Here is a 25,929-nt window from a genome sequence, read left to right on the forward strand (position 1 = left end):
GCTTACGCCAGCGCTGCCTGGATCTGCTGCAGCGATGCCGGGTCGTCCATCGACGTCAGGTCGCCCGGGCTGCGCCCTTCGCAGATGGCCTGGATCGAACGGCGCAGCAGCTTGCCCGAGCGCGTCTTCGGCAGCTGCGACACGAACAGCACGCGCGCAGGCCGCGCCACGGCGCCCAGCTGGCGGTCGACGACGGCCATCACTTCGCGCTCCAGCACCGCTTTCGCTTCAACGCTGTCGAAACCGCGCGGGTCCTTCAGGATCACGAAAGCCATCGCCACCTGGCCTTTGAGCTTGTCTTCCACGCCCACCACCGCCACTTCCGACACATTCGGGTGGCTGGTGATGCTTTCCTCGATTTCGCGCGTGCCCAGGCGATGGCCGGCCACGTTGATCACGTCATCGGTGCGGCCCAGAATAAAATAATAGCCATCCGCATCGCGCAGGCCCCAGTCGAAGGTGGAATACACTTGCCGGCCGCTGAAGGTGGACCAGTAGGTGTCGACGAAGCGCTCGTCATCACCGTAGACTGTCTGCATGCAGCCCGGCGGCAGCGGGCCTTCCAGTACCAGCACGCCCTTCTCGTTGGCGGCGCACTCCTCGCCCGTCGCTTCGTTGAGCAGCTTGACCTGGTAGCCGTACATGGCCAGGCCGGGGCTGCCCAGGCGCGTCGGGGTATCAGCTACGCCTTTCGCCACCGAGAGAATCGGCCAGCCCGTCTCCGTCTGCCAGTAGTTGTCGATGATGTCCACTTTCAGTTCATCGGCGATCCACTGCGAAGTGGTTTCATCGAGCGGCTCGCCCGCCAGGTACAGCGCCTTCAGGGAAGACAGGTCATATTTGCGCATCAGTTCCACCGGGTGCTTGCGCAGCACGCGGATGGCCGTCGGCGCCGAGAACATGCGCGTGACCCTGTATTTTTCAACGATGCTCCACCAGATGCCGGCATCAGGACAGATGGGGAGGCCCTCGTACAGGATGGTGGCCATGCCGGCGATCAGCGGACCATACACGATGTAGGAATGGCCCACCACCCAGCCGATATCCGAGGTGGCAAAGAAGGTTTCGCCGGGCTTGCCGCAGAAGTTGTACTGCATCGACGATGCCAGCGCCACCGCGTAGCCGCCCACGTCGCGCTGCACGCCCTTCGGTCTGCCCGTCGTGCCCGAGGTGTACAGCACATACGACGGCTCGTTCGATTCGAGCCAGGCGACGGGCACCTGCGCGTCCAGGTGCTGCTCGCGCAGGGCCGCGTAGTCGACGTCGCGGCCGGGCGTCAGCTCCATCGGCACAAGATGGCGGTCGACCAGCAGCACCTGCTGCGGCTTGTGCGTGGCGATGCGGATGGCTTCGTCGAGCAGCGGCTTGTAGGCTATCGCCTTGCCATTGCGCGAGCCGGCATCGGCGGAGAACACCAGCTTGGGCTGCGCATCGTCGATGCGGCTGGCCAGGCTGTTGGCGGCAAAGCCGCCGAACACCACGGAATGCACGGCGCCGATACGCGCGCAAGCGAGCATGGCGAACGCCGCCTCGGCGATCATCGGCATGTAGATCAATACGCGGTCGCCCTTGCCCACGCCCAGCGCCAGCAACATGGCGGCGCAGCGCTCCACTTCGCGCTGCAGCTCGCGAAAGCTGTAGCTGCGCTCGGTATTGGTCTCGGTGGAAATGGCGATCAGCGCGGCGGCATCGCCCTGGCTTTCCACCCAGCGGTCAACGGCGTTGTGGCACAAATTCGTGGTGCCGCCGACGAACCATTTGGCGAATGGCGGACGGGAATAATCGAGCACTTGCGAAAACGGGATGTTCCAGTCGATCTTGTCCGCTTCCTCGCGCCAGAAAGCGTCAGGTGTGTCGATCGAGCGTTGGTAAAATGCTGCGAAATTCATGTCTCCTCCGGTAGTCGTGCAACCTTGTATCGGGCTTGGGCGAACTGGTCTGGCCGCCGCGCTTTTGTGTTCCACCTGTGTATCACCTGTATATCGTCTGCCTGCGCAGCTCTTTTTTATCTGTGGATGGGGGCACCCTCCAAAAATTTTTCAAACAGTTTTTTCGAGAACGCGAACATCTCCGGCTGCGCCGCCACGCAGGCGCGACGCTCGGCCGCAATCCTGTCGCGGTTCGCCGCCAAGGTGGCGCCGGTCAGCGGCATGCCAAACTGGCCGTCGTCCGGCGCGCTATCCTTTTGCGTCATGATGCGCTGCATGACGATATCGCCCAGCGCCTTCTTGAAGTGTCCTGCTTCCCAATACCACCGCGTGCTGGCGTGGCGCTGCTGTTGTGTGGGAATCGGCTCGCAGTTGTACGGGCCAAAGCCACTGAAATCGGTCACCGTGATGCTGGCCGACGGGTTCATTTTTTTCACTGCCGCCACTTCCAGCACAACCTGCCGTTTCCACTCGTCGAACAGGGGCCACAGGCCTGCCCCTTCGAACAGGGTAAGCATCTGTGCGTGATACGGATAGATCACCAGTTTGACATCGGCCTGCGTGGCCGCCATCGCCAGCAAGAAGTCGTGCAGCGATTGAAAATCGCCGTCGGCAAAATCGGTCGTCGACATTTTGACAAATCGAGCGGCACTTTTCTGTGCCCGATGCTTGAACACCTTGTAATAGCCATCGCGGACCACTTGCGCGCCATAGTCCAGCGCGGGATTGAGGCCGCTCGGCGCCATGGTGAACGCCGCCCTGTCATGCTGTATGAGCGGAGTCTTCACGGCGTCCTTCACCGAGGCCAGAGAAAACAAGGTATCGAAACGCCAGAATCCGGCAACATGGCCGGACGGCGCCTCTGTACGCGCCGGCGGCGCGATGGCCGGCTTCAGAAAGTCGATGAACTCAAGTCCCACGATCACCGTCCCCGGCTTGATGCCTGCCTGCGACAGTTGCGCGAACTGGCTGATGGCCGTGGCCATTCCGGTGCCGGGAATCCCCATATTGTAGCCGGCACCATGCATTGCACCAAATGCAGCGGCACGTGGATCGAAGCCAATCTCCGCGCGCGAATTGCCCAGGATGATGAAGCGCGGCTGCAGGCGCAGCGCGTGTTCGTGCTTGATCTGGCTCTGGTAGCGTTGCAGGCCAGGCTTGACGGCGTTGAAATTGTCGCGCCTGACCGCGCCATACAGATTGTAGGGGTCGACAATGTACACAAAGGCGCATATCAGGCATGCGCAGGACAGCAGCACCAGCACCAGAATGGACAGATATCGGCCGTACGATGGTCTTGTCATTTCACCGATCCCCATCAGAACTGGAAATACAGGAAATCGGCAGGCCGGTTCAGGGCCAGGATGCCCGCCAGCGCCAGCAGCGCGATGGCGGCCGCCCACGCCGGCGAGGCGCGCCACGTCAGCAGGCGCGCCATGTCCCGGCTTGCCGTTCCTGCAGTGCGCGCACGCCGGAAATCCAGCGCCGGTTCGCAGCGGCGCATGATTTGCTGCGTGTTCGGAAAGGCAAAGGCCAGCAGCGCGGCGACGGCTATCCACGCCCAGGTCTCGACGAACAGACGTCCACCGCCCAGATAAAACGTCGTGCCTGTCGTCTCCAGCAGATGCTGCAGCGACGGCACGCCGCTGGCCAGCACATCGGGCACGGCCACGCCATAGCTGCCCGCCATACCCTGCAGGATCGTCCATGACGTCGCCATGTCCGGGGCGCGGAAAAAGACCCACGCAACGCTGACGGCGGCAAAGGTGATCAAGGTGGCGACGATCTTCCAGGCGCGACTATCGAGCGGCAGATGCAGCCGCCGCGCAGCCGCGCTCCAGGCCTTGTGGATGGCCAGGTAGGCGCCGTGCAGCGCACCCCAGACGAGAAAATTCCATCCGGCGCCATGCCACAAGCCGCCCAGCACCATGGTGATCATGAGGTTCAGGTAGCGCCGCGCCGGCCCGCAGCGCTTGCCACCCAGCGGAATATACAGGTAATCGCGCAGGAAACGCGACAGCGTCATATGCCAGCGGCGCCAGAATTGGGCGATATTGCGCGATTTATAGGGCGAGTCGAAATTGAGCGGCAGGCGCACGCCGAACAGGCGCGACAAGCCGATGGCCATGTCGGAATAGCCGGAGAAATCAAAGTACAGCTGGAAGGTGTACGCCAGCACCCCGCCCCAGGCGAGCAGCAGCGAAGGTTCGGCTGGGGCATCGAACAGCGGCGCCGCATACGGGCCGACATTGTCGGCAATTAACACTTTTTTTGCCAGGCCGATGAAAAAGATCGTGCTGCCGATAGCGATGTTCCGGGTCGAGAGCCTGAATATCCGCCTGTCGGCAAACTGCGGCATCATTTCCTTGTGATGCAATACAGGGCCGGCGATCAGGTGAGGGAAATAGGTCACGAACAGCAGATAATGGACAAAGCGGCTTTCCTGCGCCTTGCCCTGGTAGGTATCGACCAGGAAGGCGATCTGGGTAAACGTAAAGAACGAGATCCCGATCGGCAGAATCACCTGCAGGGCGGGCAGCGGCTGCGCCAGCAATTGCGCCAGGCTGGCCACAAAGAATCCCGCATACTTGTAATAGGCGAGCAGCCCCAGGTTGGCGGCAATGGCCACGATCAACAGGCCCTTGCGGTGGCGGATGCGTCCTGGCCCAAGCAGGGCGGCGCTGCCGTAATTGAAGAGAATGGAGCCGAGCAGCAGCGGCAGGTAGCGGTAATCCCACCAGCCATAGAAAAACAGCGAGGCACAAGCCAGCCAGGCGGCGGCCCACAACTGGCTGCGCCGTCCCAGGATGAAAAATCCCGCCACCGTGATGGGCAGATACGCAAACAGGAAGACGTAGGAGTTAAATAGCATCAATTCACCCGTCGGGAAGCATGGAAGGTCGCCGCCGCATGCGCATCGCTGCCGGCGCTCCCCCATTTTCCTTGTCGCTCAATTTCTTTGCTAGCAGAAATATCAACTGATCTGCATGCGCATCCGCCTGCTTGGCCTTAAAACGCGTCGCCGGGAATGCGCACGAACCCTTCCATCAGCACGCGCGCGCTGCGGCTCATGATGGCCTTGGTGACGCTCCATGCGCCATCGGCCAGCGCCGCTTCCGCGCCCACCATCAGGGTGCCGGACGGATGGCCGAAGCGCACGCTGGTTTTTTCGCCGCCTCCCGCCGCCAGGTTGACCAGGGTACCGGGGATGGCTGCCGCCGTGCCGATGGCGACAGCGGCCGTGCCCATCATGGCGTGGTGCAGCTTGCCCATGGACATGGCGCGCACCAGCAGGTCGATATCGCCCGCGTCCACCTGCTTGCCGCTGGACGAGACATAGCCGGCCGGCTTGGCGACAAACGCGACCTTCGGCGTGTGCTGGCGTTTCGCCGCCTCGTCGAGATGCGCAATAAGGCCCATGCGCAGCGCGCCATGCGCGCGGATGGTCTCGAAACGGGCCAGCGCGGCAGGGTCGCCATTGATGGCGTCCTGCAGTTCCGTGCCCGTGTAGCCGATGGCGTCCGCGTCGACAAAGATCGTCGGGATGCCGGCGTTGATCATGGTGACTTTCAGGCTGCCGATGCCGGGCACGTCGAGGTCATCGACGAGGTTGCCAGTAGGGAACATGGCGCCACCGCCCCCCTCTTCCTCCGCGGCCGGATCGAGGAATTCCAGTTTTACTTCGGCGGCCGGAAAAGTCACGCCATCGAGTTCGAAGTCGCCCGTTTCCTGTACTTCGCCATGCGTCATGGGGACATGGGCGATGATGGTCTTGCCGATATTGGCTTGCCAGATGCGCACCGTGGCGATGCCGTCTTGCGGCACGCGGGCGGCGTCCACCAGTCCGCTGGCGATGGCGAACGAGCCGACGGCGGCCGACAGATTGCCGCAATTGCCGCTCCAGTCGACAAAAGGCTTGTCGATGGAGACCTGGCCGAACAGGTAGTCGACGTCGTGCTCCGGCTTGCTACTTTTTGCCAGGATCACCGTCTTGCTGGTGCTCGACGTGGCGCCGCCCATGCCGTCGATCTGCTTGCCGTACGGGTCGGGGCTGCCGATGACGCGCAGCAGCAGCGCATCGCGCGCCGCGCCCGGCACTTGCGCGCTGGCGGGCAGATCCTGCAGGCGGAAGAACACGCCCTTGCTGGTGCCGCCGCGCATATAGGTGGCGGGGATCTTGATTTGGGGGATGTGAGTCATGGTCTGTCCGAAAGTAGGTCGGATTAGCGTGGCGTCGCCACGCGTAATCCGACACATTGTTGGCGGGTTTTTCACAAATATTGTCGGATTACGCTACGTTAATCCGACCTACCCGTTTACGCCGCTTTTGAGGACTCCAAAAAGTCCTGCGCAAAGCGCTGCAAGACGCCGCCGGCCTCGTAGATCGACACCTCTTCCGCCGTGTCGAGGCGGCAGGTGACGGGCACTTCCACCGTTTCGCCATTCTTGCGGTGGATCAGCAAGGTCAAGCTGGAGCGCGGCGTGCGCTCGCCGATGACGTCGTAGGTTTCACTGCCGTCCAGGCCCAGGGTCTTGCGGTTCACGCCAGGGAGGAATTCCAGCGGCAGCACGCCCATGCCCACCAGGTTGGTGCGGTGGATGCGCTCGAAGCCTTCGGCCACGATGGCTTCCACGCCGGCCAGGCGCACGCCCTTGGCGGCCCAGTCGCGCGAGGAACCCTGGCCGTAGTCGGCGCCGGCGATGATGATCAGGGGCTGCTTGCGCTCCATGTACACCTCGATGGCTTCCCACATGCGTGAAATCGTGCCTTCCGGTTCGATGCGCGTGAGCGAACCGGCCTTGACCTTGCCATCCTCGATGACCATCTCGTTCTTCAGGGTCGGGTTGGCAAACGTGGCGCGCTGCGCCGTCAGATGGTCGCCCCGGTGCGTGGCGTAGGAATTGAAGTCTTCCTCCGGCAAGCCCATCTTCGCCAGGTATTCGCCGGCCGCGCTATCGAGCATGATGGCGTTCGATGGCGACAAGTGGTCGGTCGTGATGTTGTCGCCCAAAACGGCCAGGGGACGCATGCCTTTCAATGGGCGAGCGCCAGCCAGCGCGCCTTCCCAGTATGGCGGACGGCGGATATACGTCGTCTGCGGACGCCAGTCGTACAGGGGGCTGACCTTGATGCCGTCGTCCGCTTGCTTGGCGAACATGGGGATATACACCTTGCGGAACTGCTCCGGCTTGACGCTGGAAGCGACGATGGCGTCGATTTCCTCGTCGGACGGCCAGATATCCTTCAGCAGGATAGGCTTGCCGTCCGCATCATGGCCCAGCACATCCTTTTCGATATCGAAGCGGATGGTGCCGGCGATTGCGTAGGCCACCACCAGCGGCGGCGAAGCGAGGAAAGCCTGCTTCGCATATGGGTGGATGCGGCCGTCGAAGTTGCGGTTGCCCGACAAGACGGCCGTGGCGTACAGGTCGCGCGACACCACTTCATCCTGGATCACGGGGTCGAGCGCGCCCGACATGCCGTTGCACGAGGTGCAGGCGAAAGCCACCACGCCGAAGCCCAGTGTTTCGAGTTCCGGCATCAGGCCCGCTTCCTGCAGGTACAGTTCCACGGTTTTCGAGCCGGGCGCCAGCGACGATTTCACCCACGGCTTGCGCGTCAAGCCGAGGCGGTTCGCATTGCGCGCGATCAGGCCGGCCGCGATCATGTTGCGCGGATTGTTCGTGTTGGTGCAGCTGGTAATCGCGGCGATGATGACGGCGCCGTCCGGCATCTTGCCCGGCTCGTTTTCCACCACGCCGGAAATCCCGCGCGCGGCCAGTTCCGACGTCGGCACGCGGTTGTGCGGGTTCGACGGGCCGGCGATATTGCGCACGACGGACGACAGGTCGAAGCTCAACACGCGCTCGTACTGCGCGTCGGCCAGGCTGTCGGCCCACAGGCCCGTCTCTTTGGCATACAGCTCCACCAGCTTCACCAGTTCGTCGTCGCGGCCCGTCAGTTTCAGATATTTGATGGTTTGCGCGTCGATGTAGAACATGGCGGCCGTGGCGCCGAATTCCGGCGCCATGTTGGAAATCGTGGCGCGGTCGCCCAGGGTCAGGTGCGAAGCGCCTTCGCCAAAGAATTCCAGGTAGGACGAGACGACCTTCTGCTTGCGCAGAAATTCCGTCAGCGCCAGCACCGTGTCCGTGGCCGTGATGCCCGGCTGCGGCTTGCCCGTCAGCTTGACGCCGATGATGTCGGGCAGGCGCATCCACGAGGCGCGGCCCAGCATCACGCTTTCCGCTTCCAGACCGCCCACGCCGATGGCGATCACGCCCAGCGCATCGACCATGGGCGTGTGCGAATCCGTGCCCACCAGGGTGTCGGGATAGGCCACGCCGTCCTGCACCTGGATCACGGGCGACATGCGCTCAAGATTGATCTGGTGCAGGATGCCGTTGCCCGGCGGGATCACATCGACGTTCTTGAACGCTTTTTTCGTCCAGTCGATGAAGTCGAAACGGTCTTCGTTGCGGCGGTCTTCGATGGCGCGGTTCTTGGCGAAGGCGTCCGGGTCGAAACCGCCGCATTCGACGGCCAGCGAATGGTCGACCACCAGCTGCGTGGGGACCACCGGATTGACCAGCGCCGGGTCGCCGCCCTGTGCCGCGATGGCGTCGCGCAGGCCGGCCAGGTCGACCAGGGCCGTCTGGCCCAGGATGTCATGGCAGACGACGCGCGCGGGGAACCAGGGGAAGTCCAGGTCGCGGCGGCGTTCGATGAACTGGCTCAGCGAAGCGTCCAGGGTGGCCGGGTCACAGCGGCGCACGAGGTTTTCGGCCAGTACGCGCGAGGTATAGGGCAAGGTGGCGTAGGCGCCTGGCTGGATCGCATCGACGGCGGCGCGCGTATCGAAGTAGTCTAGCTGGGTGCCCGGCAAGGATTTGCGGTGCAAGGTATTCATCTTGATGCTCATTATTTGCGGTCCTTGATCGGCACGAATTCCAGGTCTTCCGGGCCCACGTAGTTGGCGCTCGGGCGGATGATCTTGTTGTCGATACGCTGCTCGATGATGTGCGCGGCCCAGCCCGAGGTGCGCGAGATGACGAACAGCGGCGTAAACATCGCCGTCGGCACGCCCATCATGTGGTACGACACGGCCGAGAACCAGTCCAGGTTGGGGAACATGTTCTTGATTTCCCACATGACCGATTCCAGGCGCTCGGCGATGTCGAACATTTTCGTGGAACCGGCTTCCAGCGACAGATTGCGCGCCACTTCCTTGATGACGACGTTGCGCGGGTCGGAGATCGTGTAGACGGGGTGGCCGAAGCCGATCACCACTTCCTTGTTGGCCACGCGCTCGCGGATATCCGCTTCCGCTTCGTCGGCGTTGTCGTAGCGTTTCTGGATCTCCAGCGCCACTTCGTTCGCGCCGCCGTGTTTCGGGCCGCGCAGCGCGCCGATGGCGCCCGTGATAGCCGAGTGGATGTCCGAACCCGTGCCGGCGATCACGCGGCTGGTAAAGGTCGAAGCGTTGAATTCGTGTTCCGCGTACAGGATCAGCGACGTATGCATGGCTTTTTCCCACGACGCCGACGGTTTTTCGCCATGCAGCAGGTGCAGGAAGTGGCCGCCGATCGAGTCGTCGTCCGTTTCCACTTCGATACGCTTGCCGTTATGGCTATAGTGGTACCAGTACAGCAGCATGGAGCCGAACGACGCCATCAGGCGGTCGGCGATGTCGCGCGCGCCTGGCGCGTTATGGTCGTCTTTTTCCGGCAAGGTGCAGCCCAGCACGGACACGCCCGTGCGCATCACGTCCATCGGGTGGGCGGCGGCGGGCAAGGCTTCCAGCGCGGCTTTGACGGCGGACGGCAGGCCGCGCAAGGATTTCAGTTTGGCCTTGTAGCCTTTCAGTTCGGCGCTGGTGGGCAGCTTGCCATGCACCAGCAGGTAGGCGATTTCCTCGAACTCGCAGCTGTCGGCCACGTCCAGGATGTCATAGCCGCGGTAGTGCAAATCGTTGCCGGTCTTGCCGACCGAGCACAGCGCCGTGTTGCCGGCGGTGACGCCGGACAGGGCGACGGATTTTTTAGGCTTGAAAGTGGCGGCTTGCGGTGCGTTCATTGATTTCTCCAAAAATTGACTAGTCTCGGTTGCGTCACTGCGGGGCCGGCATGCGGCCCCTGCTTCTGTTTATTTCTTTTGCGCGGCGAACAGCGCGTCGAGCTTTTGCTCGAAATCATGGTAATTGATCGATTCATACAGCTCCATGCGCGTCTGCATGGTGTCGACCACGTTCTTTTGCGTGCCATCGCGGCGCAGCGCCTGGTAGACGTTTTCCGCCGCCTTGTTCATGGCGCGGAAAGCCGACAGCGGATACAAGGCCAGGCCCACGTGGGCGCTGCGCAATTCGTCCAGCGTGAACAGCGGCGTGGATCCGAATTCCGTGATGTTGGCCAGGATCGGTACGTTGACGGCCTTGGCGAACGTGGCGTACATATCCAGGTCCGTGATGGCTTCCGGGAAGATCATGTCGGCGCCCGCTTCGACGCAGGCGACAGCGCGCTCGAGCGCCGCTTCCAGGCCATCGACGGCCAGCGCATCGGTGCGCGCCATGATGACGAAATTCGGGTCCGTGCGCGCATCGACGGCCGCCTTGATGCGGTCGACCATTTCTTCCTTGCTGACGATTTCCTTGCCCGGACGGTGGCCGCAGCGCTTGGCGCCCACCTGGTCTTCGATGTGCAGGCCCGCCGCGCCAAACTTGATCATCGATTTCACGGTGCGCGCCACGTTGAAGGCGGACGAACCGAAGCCCGTGTCGGCATCGACCAGCAGCGGCAGATCGCACACGTCGGTGATGCGGCGGATATCGGTCAGCACGTCATCCAGGCTGGAAATGCCCAGGTCGGGCAAGCCCAGCGAGCCGGCCGCGACACCGCCGCCAGACAGGTAAATGGCCTTGTAACCGGCGCGCTTGGCCAGCAAGGCGTGGTTGGCGTTGATGGCGCCGACGACTTGCAACGGGGATTCTTCCTGGACGGCCTTGCGGAATGCGGCACCTGCGGAGTATTGAGTCATGTGTTCACCTTATGGGTTTCGGATGGTCCCGAATGTTTCACGGAGTGGCTATGAGCATCAGTATTGCAAATGCCGTGCCAGGACCTGCCGGCCAGGGGACACACCATCTGCCGCAGAGTGAAAATGCGGGCAAGACGGCCATGGGCTGGGCATCGTGGCTGTCACGCGGCGGAGCAGCGATGTCACGTTTGGCGTCAAGGATGTTTCAATTATGTTTCATGCCATTCATTTTGAAACACATCATGAAACATGCAACAAACAGGAGAACAGCGGAGACGAAAGCCAAGGCTGGCAAGACGCGCAATAAAAACAGCCGGCGGGCGCCGGCTGAGTAATACAGGGACTGCGACAGATGCTGAGAAGGCAAACTAGGCCAGCCGCACCAGCGGATTGGCGATGATGTTGTCGATCTGGCGCACGGCTTCTTCGCAGGCGGCGGCAATAGCGCCCTCCTCGTCGTCGCGCACGAATTGCATGGTCGAGCCTTCGAACACTTCCAGGCCTTCGGCCGTGGCGCGCTCGATATCGCAACTGGCCGACCATTTGCCGTCGGTGGTGGGCACGGCCAGGGGAACGATTTCCCAGCCTTTATAGTGAATTTTAGAACTGCTATCCATGGGTGCCTCCTTCGTGACTGACTCAATAGTGGAAATCGTAGCATGAAGCGCGACTGGCAGCGATGTGTTTCACGCGCCAGCGGGCAATCGGGCTAAACGATTTACGCCGGCTCAAGGGCGCAGCAGATTATCCACTTCCGTCCTGGCCACTTCCAGGCCAGCCGTGCAAGCCGTTTCCGGGGCCGCGTAGCCGCCCAGGGTGCGGCTGCGCGTGATCGCCTGCGCCTCGGGTTCGCCTTCGCGCTGCAGGCGGTAGGTGAAATCCCATAAATCGTCGTTATCCTTTTGCGGGGTCACCGAAATCGTAAAACCGCGGTATTGTTCGCTGCGTGCAGTGATATCGTTCATGAATTCCTCCTTGTAAGAATGAGGTTACCATGCTGCAAGCGCCAGGGTGCGCACGACTGTGCCAGGCGCATGCGCGCCCGCTTATCTGTTTTTCGCATGTTAAATGTCAATTTTCAACATTTTTTGGGCGAACTCTGGCGATATAATGCCATTCCCTGTCCCTCCCTTGCCCGCCCCTTGCCGCCGTGATGACTCCACAAATCCAAGCTTTCTTCGACCCCGCCACCGCCACCGTCACCTATGTTGTGTACGAGGCCGATGGCCGGGACTGCGCCATCATCGATTCCGTGCTCGACTACGACCCCAAGGCGGGGCGCACGTCCACCTCCTCGGCCGACAAGGTGATCGCCTTCGTGCGCGAACACGGCTTGCAATGCCGCTGGCTGCTGGAAACGCACGCGCACGCCGATCATCTTTCCGCCGCGCCCTACCTGCAGCAGCAGCTGGGTGGCGACGTGGCCATCGGCGCCGCCATCCAGACGGTGCAGCAGGCGTTCGCGGCCGTCTACCACCAGGATGACGCCAGGGCCGACGGCTCGCAGTTCGACCAGCTGTTCGCGCCCGACCAGGTCTTTCATATCGGCAAGTTGGAAGTACGCGCCCTGCACGTGCCCGGCCATACGCCGGCCGACCTGGCGTACCAGATCGGCGACGCCGTGTTTGTCGGCGACACCCTGTTCATGCCGGACGTGGGCTCGGCCCGCTGCGACTTTCCCGGCGGTTCCGCTGCCCTGCTGTACCGCTCCGCGCAGCGATTGCTGGCGCTGCCGCCGCAGACGCGGCTGTTCATGTGCCACGACTACCCGCCCAACGGCCGCGAGGCGCGCTGGGAAGTGACGGTGGCCGAGCAGCGCGCCGGCAACATCCACTTGCGCGACGGCATCACGGAAGAGCAGTTCGTGGCCATGCGCACCAGCCGCGACGCCACCCTCGACATGCCGACACTGATCCTGCCCGCCATCCAGGTCAACATCAATGCGGGCAAGCTGCCCGAGCCGGAAGACAACGGCGTGCGCTACCTGAAGATTCCGCTCAACGCGCTGTAATTTCGCGGGGCCACGCTGCGCCCCCTCCTTCCCGCCGCACCGCACCGCCCCCCTGGCGCCGCCTGCCCGAGCGCCGGCGCGGCATGCGCCCCTGCCACACCCTCCCCAAGCATCAGGAATCGTGAGCCGCGCGCTCAGTATTTACGATTTGCTTCGCCCCCTGCGGCGGCTTATCGTGTACCCGCAATCCGCGCAGCCCGGCCTTCCGGGACCCTGGGCACTTGCCAGCCGGCGCCGGCGTTGTTGCCAGGCGCTCCACTTTTCCTTCCTTTGCCTGGACAGGCGCCACGATGACTTACTTGACATACGCCAGCCCCCTGCCGCCCGCGCCGCCCCTGCGCCGCATCGACGCCGCCGCAGCCTGCCAGCCCGCCAGCGTGGACTGCGCCTGGGAGCAGGTACGCGAACTGGCGCTGCGGCTCGCCGCGCGCGAGCCCTTGCTGCGGCCCATGCTCGACGAGCTGATTCTGCCGCATGACAGCCCCGCCGGACTGCTCGCCGCCGTCCTGGCGCACCGCCTGGGCGCCCGCGACATGCGCCCGGCCGTGCTGCGCCCCCTGTTCGAGGACATTTTAAGCACGCAGCCGCGCATCCTGGCCAGCATCACGGCCGACCTGGCGGCCATCGCGCAGCGCGATCCGGCCTGTCCCGACGGCCTGCACGCGCTGCTGAACCTGAAGGGCTTTCATGCGCTGCAGACCTACCGCATGGCGCACCATCTGTGGACGGCGGGCCGCAGCGAGGCCGCCTTTGCCCTGTCCAGCCACGCGGCAAGCGTCTTCGGCATCGACATCCATCCGGCCGCGCGCATCGGCGCGGGCATCATGCTCGATCACGGCAGCGGCATCGTCATCGGTGAAACGGCCGTGGTCGACGACAACGTTTCCATCCTGCAGAACGTCACCCTCGGCGGCACCGGCAAGGAGCATGGCGACCGCCATCCGAAGATCCGTTCGGGCGTGATGCTGGGTGCGGGCGCCAAAATCCTCGGCAACATCGAGATCGGCGCCATGAGCAAGGTGGCCGCCGGCAGCGTGGTCCTGCGCGACGTGCCCGCGCATTGCACCGTGGCCGGCATTCCCGGGCGCATCGTCCGCTACCACCAGGCCGACAGCCTGCCGGCCTTCGAGATGGACCAGATGCTGTAGCGCTGCCCGGCGCACCAGACATGGCGTCAAACGCAATAACAAAGTGCAAATTGTGCGTCTTCCGCCATACCAAATCCCTCAGTACCATGTAATGACCGTTAATGGATGGATCAACCACCTTATGAATTCGCCGTCAAAACCCCTACCACCCTCACCCAGCCAGCAGGCCGCCCCGGCCGGTACCGCCACGATGCCCGTGCGCGGCGCGCTTGCCAGCCTGTCCCTGTCGATGCTGCTGCCCGCGCTGGGCACCAGCATCGCCAACGTGGGCCTGCCCGACATGGCCAAGGCGCTGCATGCGCCGTTCCAGGATGTGCAATGGATCGTGCTGGCCTACCTGCTGGCCATCACCGCGCTGATCGTCAGCGTGGGCCGCCTCGGCGACATGATCGGCCGGCGCCGCCTGCTGCTGGCAGGCATCGCGCTGTTTGCCGTCGCCTCCATCCTGTGCGCCCTGGCGCCCACCCTGTGGCTGCTGGTCGCCGCGCGCGCCCTGCAGGGCCTCGGCGCTTCCGTCATGATGGCCCTGACCATGGCCTTTGTCGGCAGCACCGTGCCCAAGGCGCAGACGGGCAGCGCCATGGGCCTGCTCGGCACCATGTCGGCCGTCGGCACCACGCTCGGCCCCGCACTGGGCGGCCTGCTGATCGCGCAGTTCGGCTGGCAAGCCATTTTCCTCGTCAACGTGCCGCTGGCCGGCGTGGCGCTGCTGATGGCATGGCGCTTCCTGCCGGCCGACCAGCGCGGCGCGCACGCCAGGCGTCCCGTCTTCGACCACCGCGGCACGCTGCTGCTGGCGTTGACCCTGGCCGCCTATGCGCTGGCCATGACCCTGGGCCGCGGCCATTTCGGCATGCGCAACGTGGCGCTGCTGCTGGCAGCCTGCGTGGGCGGCGCCCTGTTCGTGTATGTGGAACTGAAGGCGCCGGCGCCGCTGATACGCCTGGCCATGCTGCGCGCGCCCGTGCTCAGCGCCGGCCTGGCGACCAGCATGCTGGTGTCGACGGTCATGATGTCCACCCTGGTGGTCGGCCCCTTCTACCTGGCGCGCGGCCTGGGCCTGGGCACGGCCGTCACCGGCATGGTGCTGGCGGCCGGACCGCTGGTGGCGGCGTTCTGCGGCGTGCCGTCCGGCTGGCTGGTGGACCGCTACGGCGCGCAGCGCATGGGCGGCGCGGGCCTGTGCGGCGCGACCGCTGCCTGCCTGGCGCTGTCCCTGCTGCCCGCCAGCCTGGGCATCCCCGGCTACGTCGCGCCGATCATGCTGCTCACGGCCAGCTACGCGCTGTTCCAGGCAGCCAACAATACCGCCGTGATGGGCGACATCGTTCCCGACCAGCGCGGCCTCATCTCCGGCATGCTCAATCTGTCGCGCAATCTGGGCCTCGTCACGGGCGCCTCCGTGATGGGCGCCATCTTCGCTTTTTTTGCCAGCGCCAGCGATATCGCCAGCGCCCAGCCAGCCGCCATGATCCGTGGCATGCACGCCACCTTTGCCGTCGCCAGCGCGCTGATACTCGCCGCGCTGGCCATTTTCGCGCTCGGCCGCGCCCTGGCCAAGCCCCCTACGCCTTCTGGAGACCCCGCATGATGCGCCCCCGTCCGATCCCGTCCCTGCCCGTCCCGCTGTTAATGCTGCTGGCCCTGGCCTGCAGCGCCACCTTGTCCGGCTGCGGCCGTTCCCAGGCCGCGCCTGGCGGCCCGCCGCCCAAGCCCACCGTTTCCGTGGCGCTGCCGGAAACGTCGATGGTGCAGGCGACCCTCGACTACACGGGCCGCATCGAGCCGTCGCAGCGCGTGGAAGTGCGCTCGCGCGTGTCGGGCTATCTGCAGCAGATCGCCTTTCGCGATGGCCAGCAGGTCAAGGCCGGCGATGCGCTGTTCGTCATCGACCCGCGTCCCTTCGCGGCGGCGCGCGACCGCGCCCAGGCCAGCCTGGCCCAGGCCAATGCGCGCAGCAAGCTGGCAACGGCCCAGTTCGAGCGCAGCAGCCGGCTGCAGCAAACGGGCGCGGCCAGCACCGAGGAACTGGAACGGGCGCGCGGCGAGCTGGAAGGCGCGCAGGCGGCCGTCATGCTGAGCAAGGCGGAATTGCGCAGCGCCGAACTGGAGCTGTCCTTCACCACCATGCGCGCGCCCATCGCCGGCACGGTGTCGGACCGCCGCGTCGATGTCGGCAACTACGTGGCCGGCGGCGCGGCGCAGAGCGGCGTGCTGACCACCATCGTTGCGCACAGCCCCGTGCGCGCCATGGTCGACCTGTCCGAAGCGGATTTCCAGCGCCTGCGCCAGCAAAGCAAGCTGCCGGGCAAGGTGCAGCTGGCGCTCGATGGCGGCGGCCCCGCCCAGGATGCCACCGTCGACTTTGTCGACAACGAGATCAGCGCCCGCTCGGGCACGGTGCGCCTGCGCGCCAGCCTGGCCAACGCCGACCGCGCCGTCATGCCGGGCAGCTTTGCGCGCGTGCGCATTCCCGTCGGCGCGGCGCAAGAGCGCCTGCTGGTGCCCGACGCCGCCATCCTCAGCGACCAGAACAAAAAGATGGTGTTCGTCGTGGACGCGGCGGGCAAGGTGGCGCCGCGCAAACTGGAACTGGGCGGCCTGCAGGGCGACAAGCAGATCGTGCTCTCCGGCCTCACGCCACAGGACAGGGTCATCGTCTCCGGCGCGGCCAAGGTGCGGCCGGGCGACCAGGTGCTGGTGGCGACTCCCCGCGCCAACGGCGCATAAGGAGAGACCATGCGTTTTTCCCAATTTTTCATCCGCCGTCCCGTGTTTGCCATCGTGCTGTCTATCCTGATCACGCTGGTGGGCGCGGTGTCGGCCATGCGCCTGCCGATCTCGGAGTTTCCCGAGATCGTGCCGCCCACGGTCACGGTGAAGGCCAACTACCCGGGCGCCTCGGCGCAGGAAATCGCCGATACCGTCGCCGCGCCGATCGAACAGGAAATCAATGGCGTCGACGGCATGCTCTACATGTCCTCGCAATCGGTGGGCGACGGCAAGCTGACCATCAGCGTGGTGTTCAAGCCGGGCACCAATGTCGAGCAGGCCCAGTCGCTGGTGCAGAACCGCGTGGCGGTAGCCGAAGCGCGCCTGCCCGAAGCCGTGCGCCGGCTGGGGCTGGCCGTCAAGAAGGCCTCGCCCGACCTGCTGATGGTGGTGCTGTTCGATTCGCCGAAAGGCACGCGCGACCAGCAGTACATCTCCAACTTCATCGGCACCGCCATCAAGGACAAGCTGGCCCGCGTTGAAGGCGTCGGCGACATCTACACGCGCGGCGCGCGCGACTTCTCGATGCGCATCTGGCTCGACCCGGCGCGCGTGGCCTCGCTGGGCCTGACGGCGCCGGAAGTGATCGCCGCCGTGCGGCAAGCCAATTCGCAGGTCGCGGCGGGGGTATTGAACCAGCCGCCGGGCGGCAGCGACGGTGCCTACCAGGTGCAGGTGCAGGCGCAAAGCCGCTTGCGCGACGTGGCCGAATTCGAAGCGATCGTCGTGGCCGCGCATGCCGATGGCGGCGTGGTGCGCCTGCGCGACGTGGCGCGCGTCGAGATGGGCGCGCAGGATTACACGGAAAGCGGCTTTGTCGACAACCGCACGGCCATCGCGCTGGGCATCAGCCTGCTGCCCGGCTCGAACGCGCTGGCCACGGGCGACCGCGTGCTGGCCCAGCTGGCGAAGATGGAAGCCGATTTCCCGCAGGACGTCGCCTACCACGCCTACTACAACCCGACCGAATTCATCCGCTCCTCGATCGACAAGGTGCGCGACACCATCTTCGAGGCGGCACTGCTGGTATGCCTGGCCATGCTGCTGTTCCTCGGCTCGTGGCGCGCCGCCATCATTCCCATCCTGGCCATTCCCGTGTCCCTGGTCGGCACCTTCACGGTGCTTGCCACGATGGGCTATACGCTCAATACCCTGTCGCTGTTCGGCCTGGTGCTGGCGATCGGCATCGTCGTCGATGACGCCATCGTGGTGGTGGAAAACGTCGAGCGCCACATGGAGGAAGGCATGAGCCCCGTCGCCGCGGCGCAGCGCAGCATGAACGAGGTGGGCTTCGCCCTGGTCGCCATCGCGCTGGTGCTGGTGGCGGTGTTCGTGCCGACGGCCTTCATCGATGGCATCTCCGGCATGTTCTACCGCCAGTTCGCCGTCACCATCGCCGCCTCCACCGTGATCTCGGCGCTGGTCTCGCTGACGCTGTCGCCGGCCCTGGCCGCGCTGCTGCTCAAGCCGCAGCACGATGCCAACAGCCTGGGCGCACGCTGGATGACCATCTTCAACCGCGGTTTTTCCCGCCTGACAGGCGGCTACGTGCAGCTGACCGGGCGCATACTCTCGCGGCGCTGGCTGATGCTGCCCGTGTATCTGGTGCTGGCGGGCCTGACCCTGTGGCGCCTGGACGTGACGCCGCGCGGCTTCGTGCCGCAGCTGGACCGCGGCTATGCCATCGTCTCGATCCAGCTGCCGGCCGGCTCGACCCTGGCGCGCACCAGCGAAGTGGTGCAGGACGCCACGGCCCGCCTGATGAGCCACCCCGGCGTGGCCCACACGGCCGCCTTCGTCGGCACCGACGGCGCCACGTTTACCTCGGCGCCCAACACGGCCGTCATCTTCACCATGTTCAAGGACTTCGGCGCGCGCGCCAGCGATGGCCTGGACGGCCCGGCCATGCTGGGCGCCATGCGCGCCAGGCTGGCGCCCATCAGCGCGGCGCGCGTGATGGTGATACCCCCGCCTTCCGTGCCCGGCATCGGCACCGGCGGCGGCTTCAAGCTGATGCTGCGCGACACGGGCGGCCTGGGACCGCAAGCGTTGCAGGCGGCCGCGCGCGGCATCGCCGAGGAAGCGGGGAAACTGCCCTCTGTGATGGGCGCCTTCACGCCGTTCAACGCCATGAGCCCGCAGATCAAGGTTGAACTGGACCGCACCAAGGCCGAGTACCTGGGCGTGCCGCTGCTGCGCGTCAACGAGACCCTGCAAAGCTACATGGCGCCCGTGTTCGTCAACGACATGAATCTGATGGGCCGGGTCTGGCGGGTCACCGCGCAGGCGGACGCGCCCTACCGGCGCAGCGTGGCCGACCTGGCCGCGCTGAAGACACGCGCCGCCAACGGCGACATGGTGCCGCTGGGCAGCGTGGCCACCTTCAGCGAAGGCACGGCGCCGTTCCGCGTGCCGCGCTACAACCTGTATCCCGCCGCCGAAATCCAGGGCAGCACCAAGCCTGGCTACTCGACGGGGCAAACCATCGCCGCGATGGAAGAGCTGCTCAAGGCGCGCCTGCCGGCCGGCTTCGACTACGAGTGGACGGAACTGGCGTTGCAGGAAAAGCACGCGGGCGGCAGCACCGGCATGGTGCTGGGCCTGGCCGTGCTGCTGGTGTACCTGCTGCTGGCGGCCCTGTTTGAAAGCTGGCTGCTGCCCCTGTCCGTCGTGCTGATCGTGCCCAGCTGCGTGCTGGCCACGCTGATCGGGGTATCGTGGCGCGGCCTGGACAACAACGTGCTGACGCAGATCAGCATCGTGGTGCTGATCGGCCTGGCTGCCAAGAATGCCATCCTGATCGTCGAATTCGCGCGCCAGGCGATGGCGGCCGGCGCCGATGCGCGCGAAGCGGCCATCGCCGCCGCCCGCACGCGTCTGCGGCCCATCCTGATGACCTCACTGGCTTTTTTGCTGGGCGCGATACCGCTGATGCTGTCTTCCGGTGCGGGCGCGGAAATGCGCCAGTCGATGGGCACGGCCGTCTTCGCCGGCATGCTGGGCGTGACCTTGTCGGGCCTGTTGTTTACACCCTTGTTTTTCACCTTGCTGAGCAGACGCCGCACGGCGCCTGCCGCGCGCACGGTCGCGCTGGGAGAAGCCGCATGAGCCGCATGATTCACTTGAACACGCGCAACGCCGCGCCGCTGCTGGCGGCCGCCATGCTAACCCTGGCCGGCTGCAGCGTCGGCACACCCACGGCCACGCGGGCGCTCGACACGGCGCAGTTGCCGGTCCTGCCCTCGGCCGCCGGCGCACCGGAGCTGCAGGCCGGCGCGCCGCCCGCGCTGTGGTGGCAAGAGCTGGGCGATGCCAGGCTGGAGCAGCTGGTCAAGCGCGCCTGGCAAGACAATTACGACGTGCGCATCGCCACCGCGCGCCTGGCCAGCGCCAGCGAGTTCGCGCAAGCGGCGCGCGGCGCCCGCCTGCCGACGGTAGATCTTGATGCCCAGGCCGGGCGCGCGCGCCTGGCGGCGATCGAGAGCAGCGATGGCCGGCCGCACATCGCCTCGCCGGTGCAGTGGAACGCCGTCTTCAGCTGGGAGCTCGACCTGTTCGGCCGCGTGCGCCACAGCATCGCCGCGGCCGAGGCTTCGGCGGACGAGCGCGCCGCCGTGCGCGACGACGTGCGGCGCCTGATCCTGGCGCAGGTGGTCGATGCCTACCTGGTGCTGCGCGGCGCGCAGCAGATGCGCGCCAGCCTGCAGGAGCAATTATCGAACCAGTCCGGCACCTTGCGGCTGGTGCGCGAGCGCGAGAACGCGGGCCGCGCCGCGCCGGCCGAACGCATGCGCGCCGAGGCGCAGATGCGCCTGGCCAGTGCCCGCCTGCCCAGCCTGAACTTTGATGAGCGCGTGGCGCGCAACCGGCTGGCCACCCTCACGGGACAGCGCCTCGATGCGCCGGAACTGGCGGCGCTCGACCAGCCGATGCCGCTGGCGCTGCCGCAATCCTTGCTGACGGACGAACCGGCCCATTTGCTGCTGCGCCGGCCCGACGTGCGCGCGGCAGAACGGGCGCTGGCGGCGGCCAGCGCCCGCGAAGGCGCCGCCATCGCCGAGCGCTTCCCGCGCATCAGCCTGGGCGCGCTGTTCGGCGCCTCCGGCGTGGCCGGCGACTGGAATGGCGGCGATGCGGCGCGCTGGCATGCGGGCGCCGCCTTTTCCCTGCCGCTGTTCGACGGCGGCACGCGCCGCGCCCGCGCGCGCGCAGCGGGCGCCGAAGTGCTGGCCGCGCAGGCCGGCTTCGACAAGGCGCTGGCGCTGGCACTGGAGGAAACCGACAGCGCCATCGCACAATGGGTACAGCTGCGCAGCCGCCACGCGGAACTGCGCGAGGCGCACCAGCTGGCGCAGGAAAGCGCGCGCCTGGCAAGGGTGCGCTACCAGGAAGGCGCGGAAAGCCTGCTCGGCGTGCTCGAAGCGGAACGTATTGCGCTGGCCACGCAGGAGCAGCTGGTGACGGCTCACCGCGACGTGGCCATCGCCACGGCCCGTGGCTACACGGCCATGGCGGGCGGCTTCGACGGACCCGTGACGCGCTAGGATGACGCTGCCGGCGGCGTCAGGCGGCGCCTGACTGGCCGGCGCAGGCGTCGACCACGCAGCCGCGCAGCCAGCGGTGGGCGGGGTCGGCGTCCATGCGTGGATGCCACATCAGGGAGACGGTCAGATCCGGCATGCGCAGCGGCAGCGCAAAGCTGAACATGCCGGCGCGCAGATTGCCCGTATGCCGTTCCGGCACGGTGGCGATCAGGTCGGAACCGGCGGCCAGCGCCAGCGCCGCAGTGAAGCCGCCGACGATGCTGGCGATCGTGCGCTGCAGTCCCAGCGCCGCCAGCGCGTCGTCCATCGGTCCCGTATCCTGGTCGCGCCGCGCCACCAGCACATGCTGGCCGGCCGCATAGCGCTCGGCGCTGATCTCGCCCTGGGCCAGCGCATGGCCGCTGCGCACCACGCCCACGAAACGGTCGCCGAACAGCCTGCGCGTGCGCACTTCCGGGCTGGTGAAATTGCCGATCACGCCCGTCTCCAGGTCGATGCTGCCCTCGCGCAGCTGCACGCTTTCACGGTCGACCTTTTGCACGAAACGCAGGCGCACGCCGGGCGCTTGCGCGCCGATATGCGCAAGCAGCGCAGGACCGAAATTTTCCACGAAACCGTCGCTCGAACGCAGCGTGAAGGTCTGCTCCAGCTGGCGCGGATCGAGCCGCTGCGCCGGTCCCAGCACGGCCAGCGCCTCGCCCACCAGCTGGCCCACCCGTTCGCGCAGCTCCAGCGCGCGCGGCGTGGGCACCAGTTCACGCCCGGCGCGCACCAGCAGCGGATCGCCGGTCGTCTCGCGCAGGCGCGCCAGGGCGCGGCTCATGGCCGATGGACTCAGGCGCAAGCGCCGCGCGGCGCGCGTGACGCTGCCTTCGGCAAGCAGGACATCGAGGGTGATTAACAGGTTCAGATCGGGTATCGACATAGTTTCTTACCTTAGCATGATTTGCTGGCGCCATGGCGCCAGACGCATGGATACATTGCGCGCCACACGCCTTCCGGCGCGCCCGGCGCGGCGCTACGATGGCTGCATCGCCACTTTGATCGACAACGACATGCCAGCCATTCTTGCTCCTTCATCCGCCCCAGCCGCCCGCACCATTTACCACGCACTGGCATCGATGCCAGGGAGCAGTCGGTGAGCCGCCTGCTGTCCTGGGCCGCGCGCTTCCTTGCGCCGGCCAGCGAAGCGCCGATCCAGGAGCAGGAGCAAGACGGCAGCGAAGGCAAGGCTGCGGCCGCGCCGGCCGATGCCTATCCTCTGGACGCCACCGGCTGGGGTACCTGCGGCTGGCCATTGTAGGCACGCCTCTACTTCAGCGCGCGCGCGCCATCACTCGCCTGCACCAGCAAGCCATCGGCCAGCCAGCGCAGCAGCAAGGGCGCCGGCGCGAACGGCGTGCAGCCGTTGCCCTTCAGGTGCGCCTGCTGCGCCGCCGCCAGCGCAGCGCCCAGGGTGGACCCGCCAGCCAGCACGTCCAGCGCCGCCGCTTCCACCGCGTCGATCTCGCGCACCTGCGCCGACCAACCGTGGCGGTACACGAGTGCCAGCGTCTCGCCCCGTGCATCAGGCGGCATGGCATGCCGCGCCGCGGCGTCGTGCGCCAGCCAGATCGCCGCCGCGCGCCAGGGCGAACGGTACGGCACGGCCGCCGGATGCAGCGCCAGCTGCCAGGCATCGACCTGGCCCGCCCCGGCCGCCTGCACGTCGCGCAAGGTCAGCGCAGCGGCATCGGGCGCGCCATGGGCTTCATGCAGCAGCCACTCCAGGCGCGCCACGTCGGCAAAATAGCCATGCGCGGCGGCCGGCGGCCAGGCGGCAAGAAACACCGGCAGGCTGGCGCCGAAACGGGCCAGGTCGGCGCTGCGTGACGGATGCGCATCGCCGTAGGCATGCGCCATGGCCAGGAACCAGGAGGCGCCGCCCAGCGCGCGCAGCACCGGATACACGAGCTCCAGCGAGCGCGCGTGATGCTGGCGCAGCGCCTGGCCATAGCGCGCCAGGGCGCTGGCGCTGCGCGCATCGGTGTCCAGCCACGGCGCCAACGCGCAGGCATCCGGCGTCTGCGCGCTGATCTGCGCGCCGAACGCGGCCTGCAGGCGCGCCAGCTCCTCAAGCGTCATCGCGCGCCGCCAGGCCCGCCGGCGCGAGCACCTCGCCGGCAAGCGCCCGCGCGCGGGCCACTTCGTCGAGCAAGGCGGCGAAGGGCGGCAAGTTGGTATCCCATTCGACCAGGGTTGGCAGCGGACCGTAGCGGCGCAAGGCGGCCCGGTACAGTTCCCACACGGCAGCGGCCACGGGCGCGCCGTGGTGGTCGACCAGCAGGCCGCCATCTTCGCAGTGGCCGGCCAGATGCAATTCGCCGACCAGGCCCGGCGCCAGCGCCGCCATCGCGGCCAGGGCATCCTCGCCGTGGTTGCATTGATTGACATACAGGTTATTGATGTCCAGCAGCACGCCGCAACCGGTACGGCGCGCCACGCAGGCGAGGAACTCCGTCTCGCCCCAGCTGTCGCCGGGAAAACGCAGATAGGTCGAGACGTTCTCCAGCAGGATGCGACGGCCTAGTACCTCCTGCACCAGGTCGACGCGCCGGCAAACCAGTTCCAGGCTGGCACCGTTCAGCGGCAGCGGCAGCAAGTCGTTGAGCATCGCCTCGCCGGTGGCGCCCCAGCAGAGGTGCTCGGACACCAGCATCGGCTCGATGCGCGCGGCCAGGCGGGCGATCCGCTCCACGTGCGCGCGCGAAAAGCCGTGCACGGAGCCGAGGCCCATGCCGACGCCATGCAGCGAGACGGGATAATCGGCGCGCAGCGTCTCGAGCACGTGCAGGTCCCAGCCGCCTTCGGCCAGGTAGTTCTCGCTGTGGACCTCGAGCCAGTCCACGGGCTGGCGCCGCGCCAGCATGTCGCGGTAATGCGCGCCGCGCAGGCCGACGCCCACCAGGGGCGCGGCCTGCGCCACCTCGCGCATCAGGGCAAGCCGCGCGTGCCCGCCGGCGCCGCGCCGCCCTTGGCCGCCGTGCCGGGCGCCGCGTCCATCTCGCGCACCACGCGCAGGCCGATCCAGCCGCGCCGCCCTTCCGCGCCCAGGCCCAGGCGGGTGGCCGCGCGCACGAAGTTCGGCGTGTCGGTCCAGGAGGCGCCGCGCGCCACGCGCTTCTTGCAAGCCGCTTCATCCCACACGCGGCCATCTTTCGGCGCGCCTTCGTAGTCGCTGTGCCAGCAATCGGCCGTCCACTGCCACACGTTGCCCAGCACGTCGTACAGCCCTGCCGGATTGGGCGCGTAGCTGCCCACGGGCGCCGTGGTGGGCCAGTTGCCCGAACCGGATACCACGCCGCCGCAATGCTTCTGCTGCGGACAGTCGTCGGGGCCGTACTTGGCGTCGCCGCGCGTGATGTCCTCGCCCCACCAGCGCGCCGTGACGGTGCCTGCGCGCGCCGCATATTCCCACTCGGCCTCGGTGGGCAGGCGGTAGCGCGCCCCGCTCTTTTTCGACAGCCAGCGCAGATAGCTTTGCGCATCGTTCCAGCTGACGTTGACGGCCGGGCGCGTGCCGCGTCCCCAGCCTTCGTCTGACGGCCGGTAGCCGTCGCAGCCGCCATCCTGGATGCAGGCGTCGAACTGCTCGAACGTCAGGCTGAAGCGGCCGATGGCAAACGGCTGCAGGATCTCGACCGGGTGCTGGCCTTCATTGCCGAAGCGCCCGCTCTCGCCAGGCGGCGATCCCATGAGGAAGCGCCCGGCCGGCAGCGGCACCATCTCCGGGCACGCGCCGTCGCAATCGCGGAACGACTTGCCGGCGGCCACGGGGGTGGTCAGGCTGGGGTCGATGGCGTCCGGCTTTTGCCTGGACAAATAGGCGGACAGGTTGGCGATATCGCCATCCGTCAGGGGCGCTACAGCCGTGTTCATCAGGGGGCTGACGCGCGCATGCGAGCGGAAGGCGCGCAGCTGGCCATCCAGGTAGGCCAGGTTCTGCCCGGCCAGCTTCGGATAATCGGCGACGGCGGCATTGCCCTTGGGGCCATGGCAGGCGGCGCACGCCGGCAGCGCGCGCGCCGCGTCGCCCTCGTGGTACAGCGCATCGCCCGCCGCCACATCGGCCGGTGGTCCGGTCCTGGCGGGCGCCGCGCCCGGGCAGGCCAGCGGCGCCGCCTCCACCTTGCCGCCCAGCGCCGTGCACGTGCCGGCCGGGACGGTCATCCATTCGCCAGGATCGCGGTCGACGGTCGCCATGCCCGAACACAAATGGAAGCAGGTGGTATTGGCACATTCATTCTGGCCGGCCTTGGCCACGCCATAGCAGATTTCGCTCTTGGCGGCGGCCTTTTTTTCCGGCGCCTGCGCCGGCGCGGGGAGCGCCACGGCCAGGGCGCAGGCCGCGGCCACGGCCGCCTGTACCAGCGCCTGCCGGTTCTGCGGCTGCGGCACTGGCGCTGGCGGCGTGGCGGCCTTGCCTGTCGTTGATACTTGCACCATGCGGTGG

Annotated in this window: 21 protein-coding genes; 8 read left to right on the plus strand and 13 right to left on the minus strand. The window is 66.6% G+C overall.

Going from position 1 to position 25,929, the window contains the following annotated elements:
- Positions 1-2: 2 nt before the first annotated feature.
- The 7 genes from BLT98_RS04835 to prpB all read right to left on the minus strand — a co-directional run bounded on the left by BLT98_RS04835 (position 3) and on the right by prpB (position 10,962).
- Positions 3-1,889: a propionate--CoA ligase gene (locus tag BLT98_RS04835; RefSeq protein ID WP_092605651.1), complete on the minus strand. Its 1,887-nt coding sequence runs from the start codon at positions 1,887-1,889 to the stop codon at positions 3-5.
- A 116-nt stretch (positions 1,890-2,005) separates the two neighbouring features.
- Positions 2,006-3,247 (minus strand): hypothetical protein, encoded by a 1,242-nt coding sequence (locus BLT98_RS04840; RefSeq protein WP_139179095.1) that lies wholly within the window; start codon positions 3,245-3,247, stop codon positions 2,006-2,008.
- Positions 3,247-4,800, minus strand: coding sequence for an MBOAT family O-acyltransferase (locus BLT98_RS04845; RefSeq protein WP_092605655.1), 1,554 nt, complete (start codon positions 4,798-4,800; stop codon positions 3,247-3,249). The genes BLT98_RS04840 and BLT98_RS04845 overlap by 1 nt, the downstream gene beginning before the upstream one ends.
- 137 nt (positions 4,801-4,937) lie before the next feature.
- Complete coding sequence (gene prpF, locus BLT98_RS04850; RefSeq protein WP_092605657.1) at positions 4,938-6,128, minus strand: 2-methylaconitate cis-trans isomerase PrpF; 1,191 nt, start codon at positions 6,126-6,128, stop codon at positions 4,938-4,940.
- A gap of 116 nt (positions 6,129-6,244) precedes the next feature.
- Positions 6,245-8,839: a Fe/S-dependent 2-methylisocitrate dehydratase AcnD gene (gene acnD / locus BLT98_RS04855; RefSeq protein WP_092606914.1), complete on the minus strand. Its 2,595-nt coding sequence runs from the start codon at positions 8,837-8,839 to the stop codon at positions 6,245-6,247.
- Between the two features lie 11 nt (positions 8,840-8,850).
- Entirely contained in the window at positions 8,851-10,005 is a 1,155-nt protein-coding gene (gene prpC, locus BLT98_RS04860; protein ID WP_034783952.1) for a bifunctional 2-methylcitrate synthase/citrate synthase, read from the minus strand.
- 69 nt (positions 10,006-10,074) lie between these two features.
- Positions 10,075-10,962 (minus strand): methylisocitrate lyase, encoded by an 888-nt coding sequence (gene prpB, locus BLT98_RS04865; RefSeq protein WP_034783951.1) that lies wholly within the window; start codon positions 10,960-10,962, stop codon positions 10,075-10,077.
- Between the two features lie 50 nt (positions 10,963-11,012).
- Here prpB and BLT98_RS28685 point away from each other — a divergent pair, with 50 nt between their 5' ends.
- On the plus strand, positions 11,013-11,297 hold the full coding sequence (locus BLT98_RS28685) for a hypothetical protein (protein WP_139179098.1): 285 nt from the start codon (positions 11,013-11,015) through the stop codon (positions 11,295-11,297).
- Positions 11,298-11,330: 33 nt separating this feature from the next.
- Here BLT98_RS28685 and BLT98_RS04870 read toward each other — a convergent pair whose 3' ends face one another.
- Together BLT98_RS04870 and BLT98_RS04875 are read right to left on the minus strand one after the other, a co-directional pair.
- The gene (locus tag BLT98_RS04870) at positions 11,331-11,579 is read right to left on the minus strand and encodes a hypothetical protein (protein ID WP_034783948.1); all 249 of its coding nucleotides are present in this window, start codon (positions 11,577-11,579) and stop codon (positions 11,331-11,333) included.
- 111 nt (positions 11,580-11,690) lie between these two features.
- Positions 11,691-11,927: a hypothetical protein gene (locus BLT98_RS04875; RefSeq protein ID WP_070257673.1), complete on the minus strand. Its 237-nt coding sequence runs from the start codon at positions 11,925-11,927 to the stop codon at positions 11,691-11,693.
- A 188-nt stretch (positions 11,928-12,115) separates the two neighbouring features.
- Between BLT98_RS04875 and BLT98_RS04880 the strand changes: the two genes are divergently transcribed.
- The 6 genes from BLT98_RS04880 (at position 12,116) to BLT98_RS04905 (ending at position 21,437) form a co-directional block, all read left to right on the plus strand.
- Positions 12,116-12,973: an MBL fold metallo-hydrolase gene (locus BLT98_RS04880; RefSeq protein ID WP_034783945.1), complete on the plus strand. Its 858-nt coding sequence runs from the start codon at positions 12,116-12,118 to the stop codon at positions 12,971-12,973.
- 290 nt (positions 12,974-13,263) lie between these two features.
- Entirely contained in the window at positions 13,264-14,121 is an 858-nt protein-coding gene (gene cysE, locus BLT98_RS04885; RefSeq protein ID WP_080753494.1) for a serine O-acetyltransferase, read from the plus strand.
- Between the two features lie 190 nt (positions 14,122-14,311).
- Positions 14,312-15,712 carry an MFS transporter gene (locus tag BLT98_RS04890; protein WP_070257674.1) on the plus strand — a complete coding sequence of 467 codons (1,401 nt, stop codon included), beginning with the start codon at positions 14,312-14,314 and terminating at the stop codon, positions 15,710-15,712.
- On the plus strand, positions 15,709-16,851 hold the full coding sequence (locus BLT98_RS04895) for an efflux RND transporter periplasmic adaptor subunit (protein WP_092605659.1): 1,143 nt from the start codon (positions 15,709-15,711) through the stop codon (positions 16,849-16,851). The genes BLT98_RS04890 and BLT98_RS04895 overlap by 4 nt, the downstream gene beginning before the upstream one ends.
- A gap of 9 nt (positions 16,852-16,860) precedes the next feature.
- Positions 16,861-20,001 carry an efflux RND transporter permease subunit gene (locus tag BLT98_RS04900; RefSeq protein ID WP_092605661.1) on the plus strand — a complete coding sequence of 1,047 codons (3,141 nt, stop codon included), beginning with the start codon at positions 16,861-16,863 and terminating at the stop codon, positions 19,999-20,001.
- On the plus strand, positions 19,998-21,437 hold the full coding sequence (locus BLT98_RS04905) for an efflux transporter outer membrane subunit (RefSeq protein ID WP_092605663.1): 1,440 nt from the start codon (positions 19,998-20,000) through the stop codon (positions 21,435-21,437). The genes BLT98_RS04900 and BLT98_RS04905 overlap by 4 nt, the downstream gene beginning before the upstream one ends.
- Positions 21,438-21,456: 19 nt before the next feature.
- Here BLT98_RS04905 and BLT98_RS04910 read toward each other — a convergent pair whose 3' ends face one another.
- Positions 21,457-22,362, minus strand: coding sequence for a LysR family transcriptional regulator (locus tag BLT98_RS04910; protein ID WP_034783938.1), 906 nt, complete (start codon positions 22,360-22,362; stop codon positions 21,457-21,459).
- 213 nt (positions 22,363-22,575) lie between these two features.
- Between BLT98_RS04910 and BLT98_RS29100 the strand changes: the two genes are divergently transcribed.
- On the plus strand, positions 22,576-22,740 hold the full coding sequence (locus BLT98_RS29100) for a hypothetical protein (protein ID WP_167468680.1): 165 nt from the start codon (positions 22,576-22,578) through the stop codon (positions 22,738-22,740).
- 8 nt (positions 22,741-22,748) lie between these two features.
- Here the strand turns inward: BLT98_RS29100 and BLT98_RS04915 are convergent, their stop codons facing one another.
- Genes BLT98_RS04915 through BLT98_RS04925 form a run of 3 tightly spaced genes read right to left on the minus strand, consistent with a single transcriptional unit; the run spans position 22,749 to position 25,922 of the window.
- The gene (locus BLT98_RS04915) at positions 22,749-23,561 is read right to left on the minus strand and encodes an HvfC/BufC N-terminal domain-containing protein (RefSeq protein WP_092605665.1); all 813 of its coding nucleotides are present in this window, start codon (positions 23,559-23,561) and stop codon (positions 22,749-22,751) included.
- Positions 23,551-24,411 (minus strand): MNIO family bufferin maturase, encoded by an 861-nt coding sequence (locus BLT98_RS04920; RefSeq protein WP_092605667.1) that lies wholly within the window; start codon positions 24,409-24,411, stop codon positions 23,551-23,553. The genes BLT98_RS04915 and BLT98_RS04920 overlap by 11 nt, the downstream gene beginning before the upstream one ends.
- Entirely contained in the window at positions 24,411-25,922 is a 1,512-nt protein-coding gene (locus tag BLT98_RS04925) for a BufA1 family periplasmic bufferin-type metallophore (RefSeq protein WP_092605669.1), read from the minus strand. The genes BLT98_RS04920 and BLT98_RS04925 overlap by 1 nt, the downstream gene beginning before the upstream one ends.
- Between the last annotated feature and the right edge of the window lie 7 nt (positions 25,923-25,929).

This window comes from Janthinobacterium sp. YR213 (genome assembly GCF_900099875.1).
Classification (GTDB): domain Bacteria; phylum Pseudomonadota; class Gammaproteobacteria; order Burkholderiales; family Burkholderiaceae_D; genus Janthinobacterium; species Janthinobacterium lividum.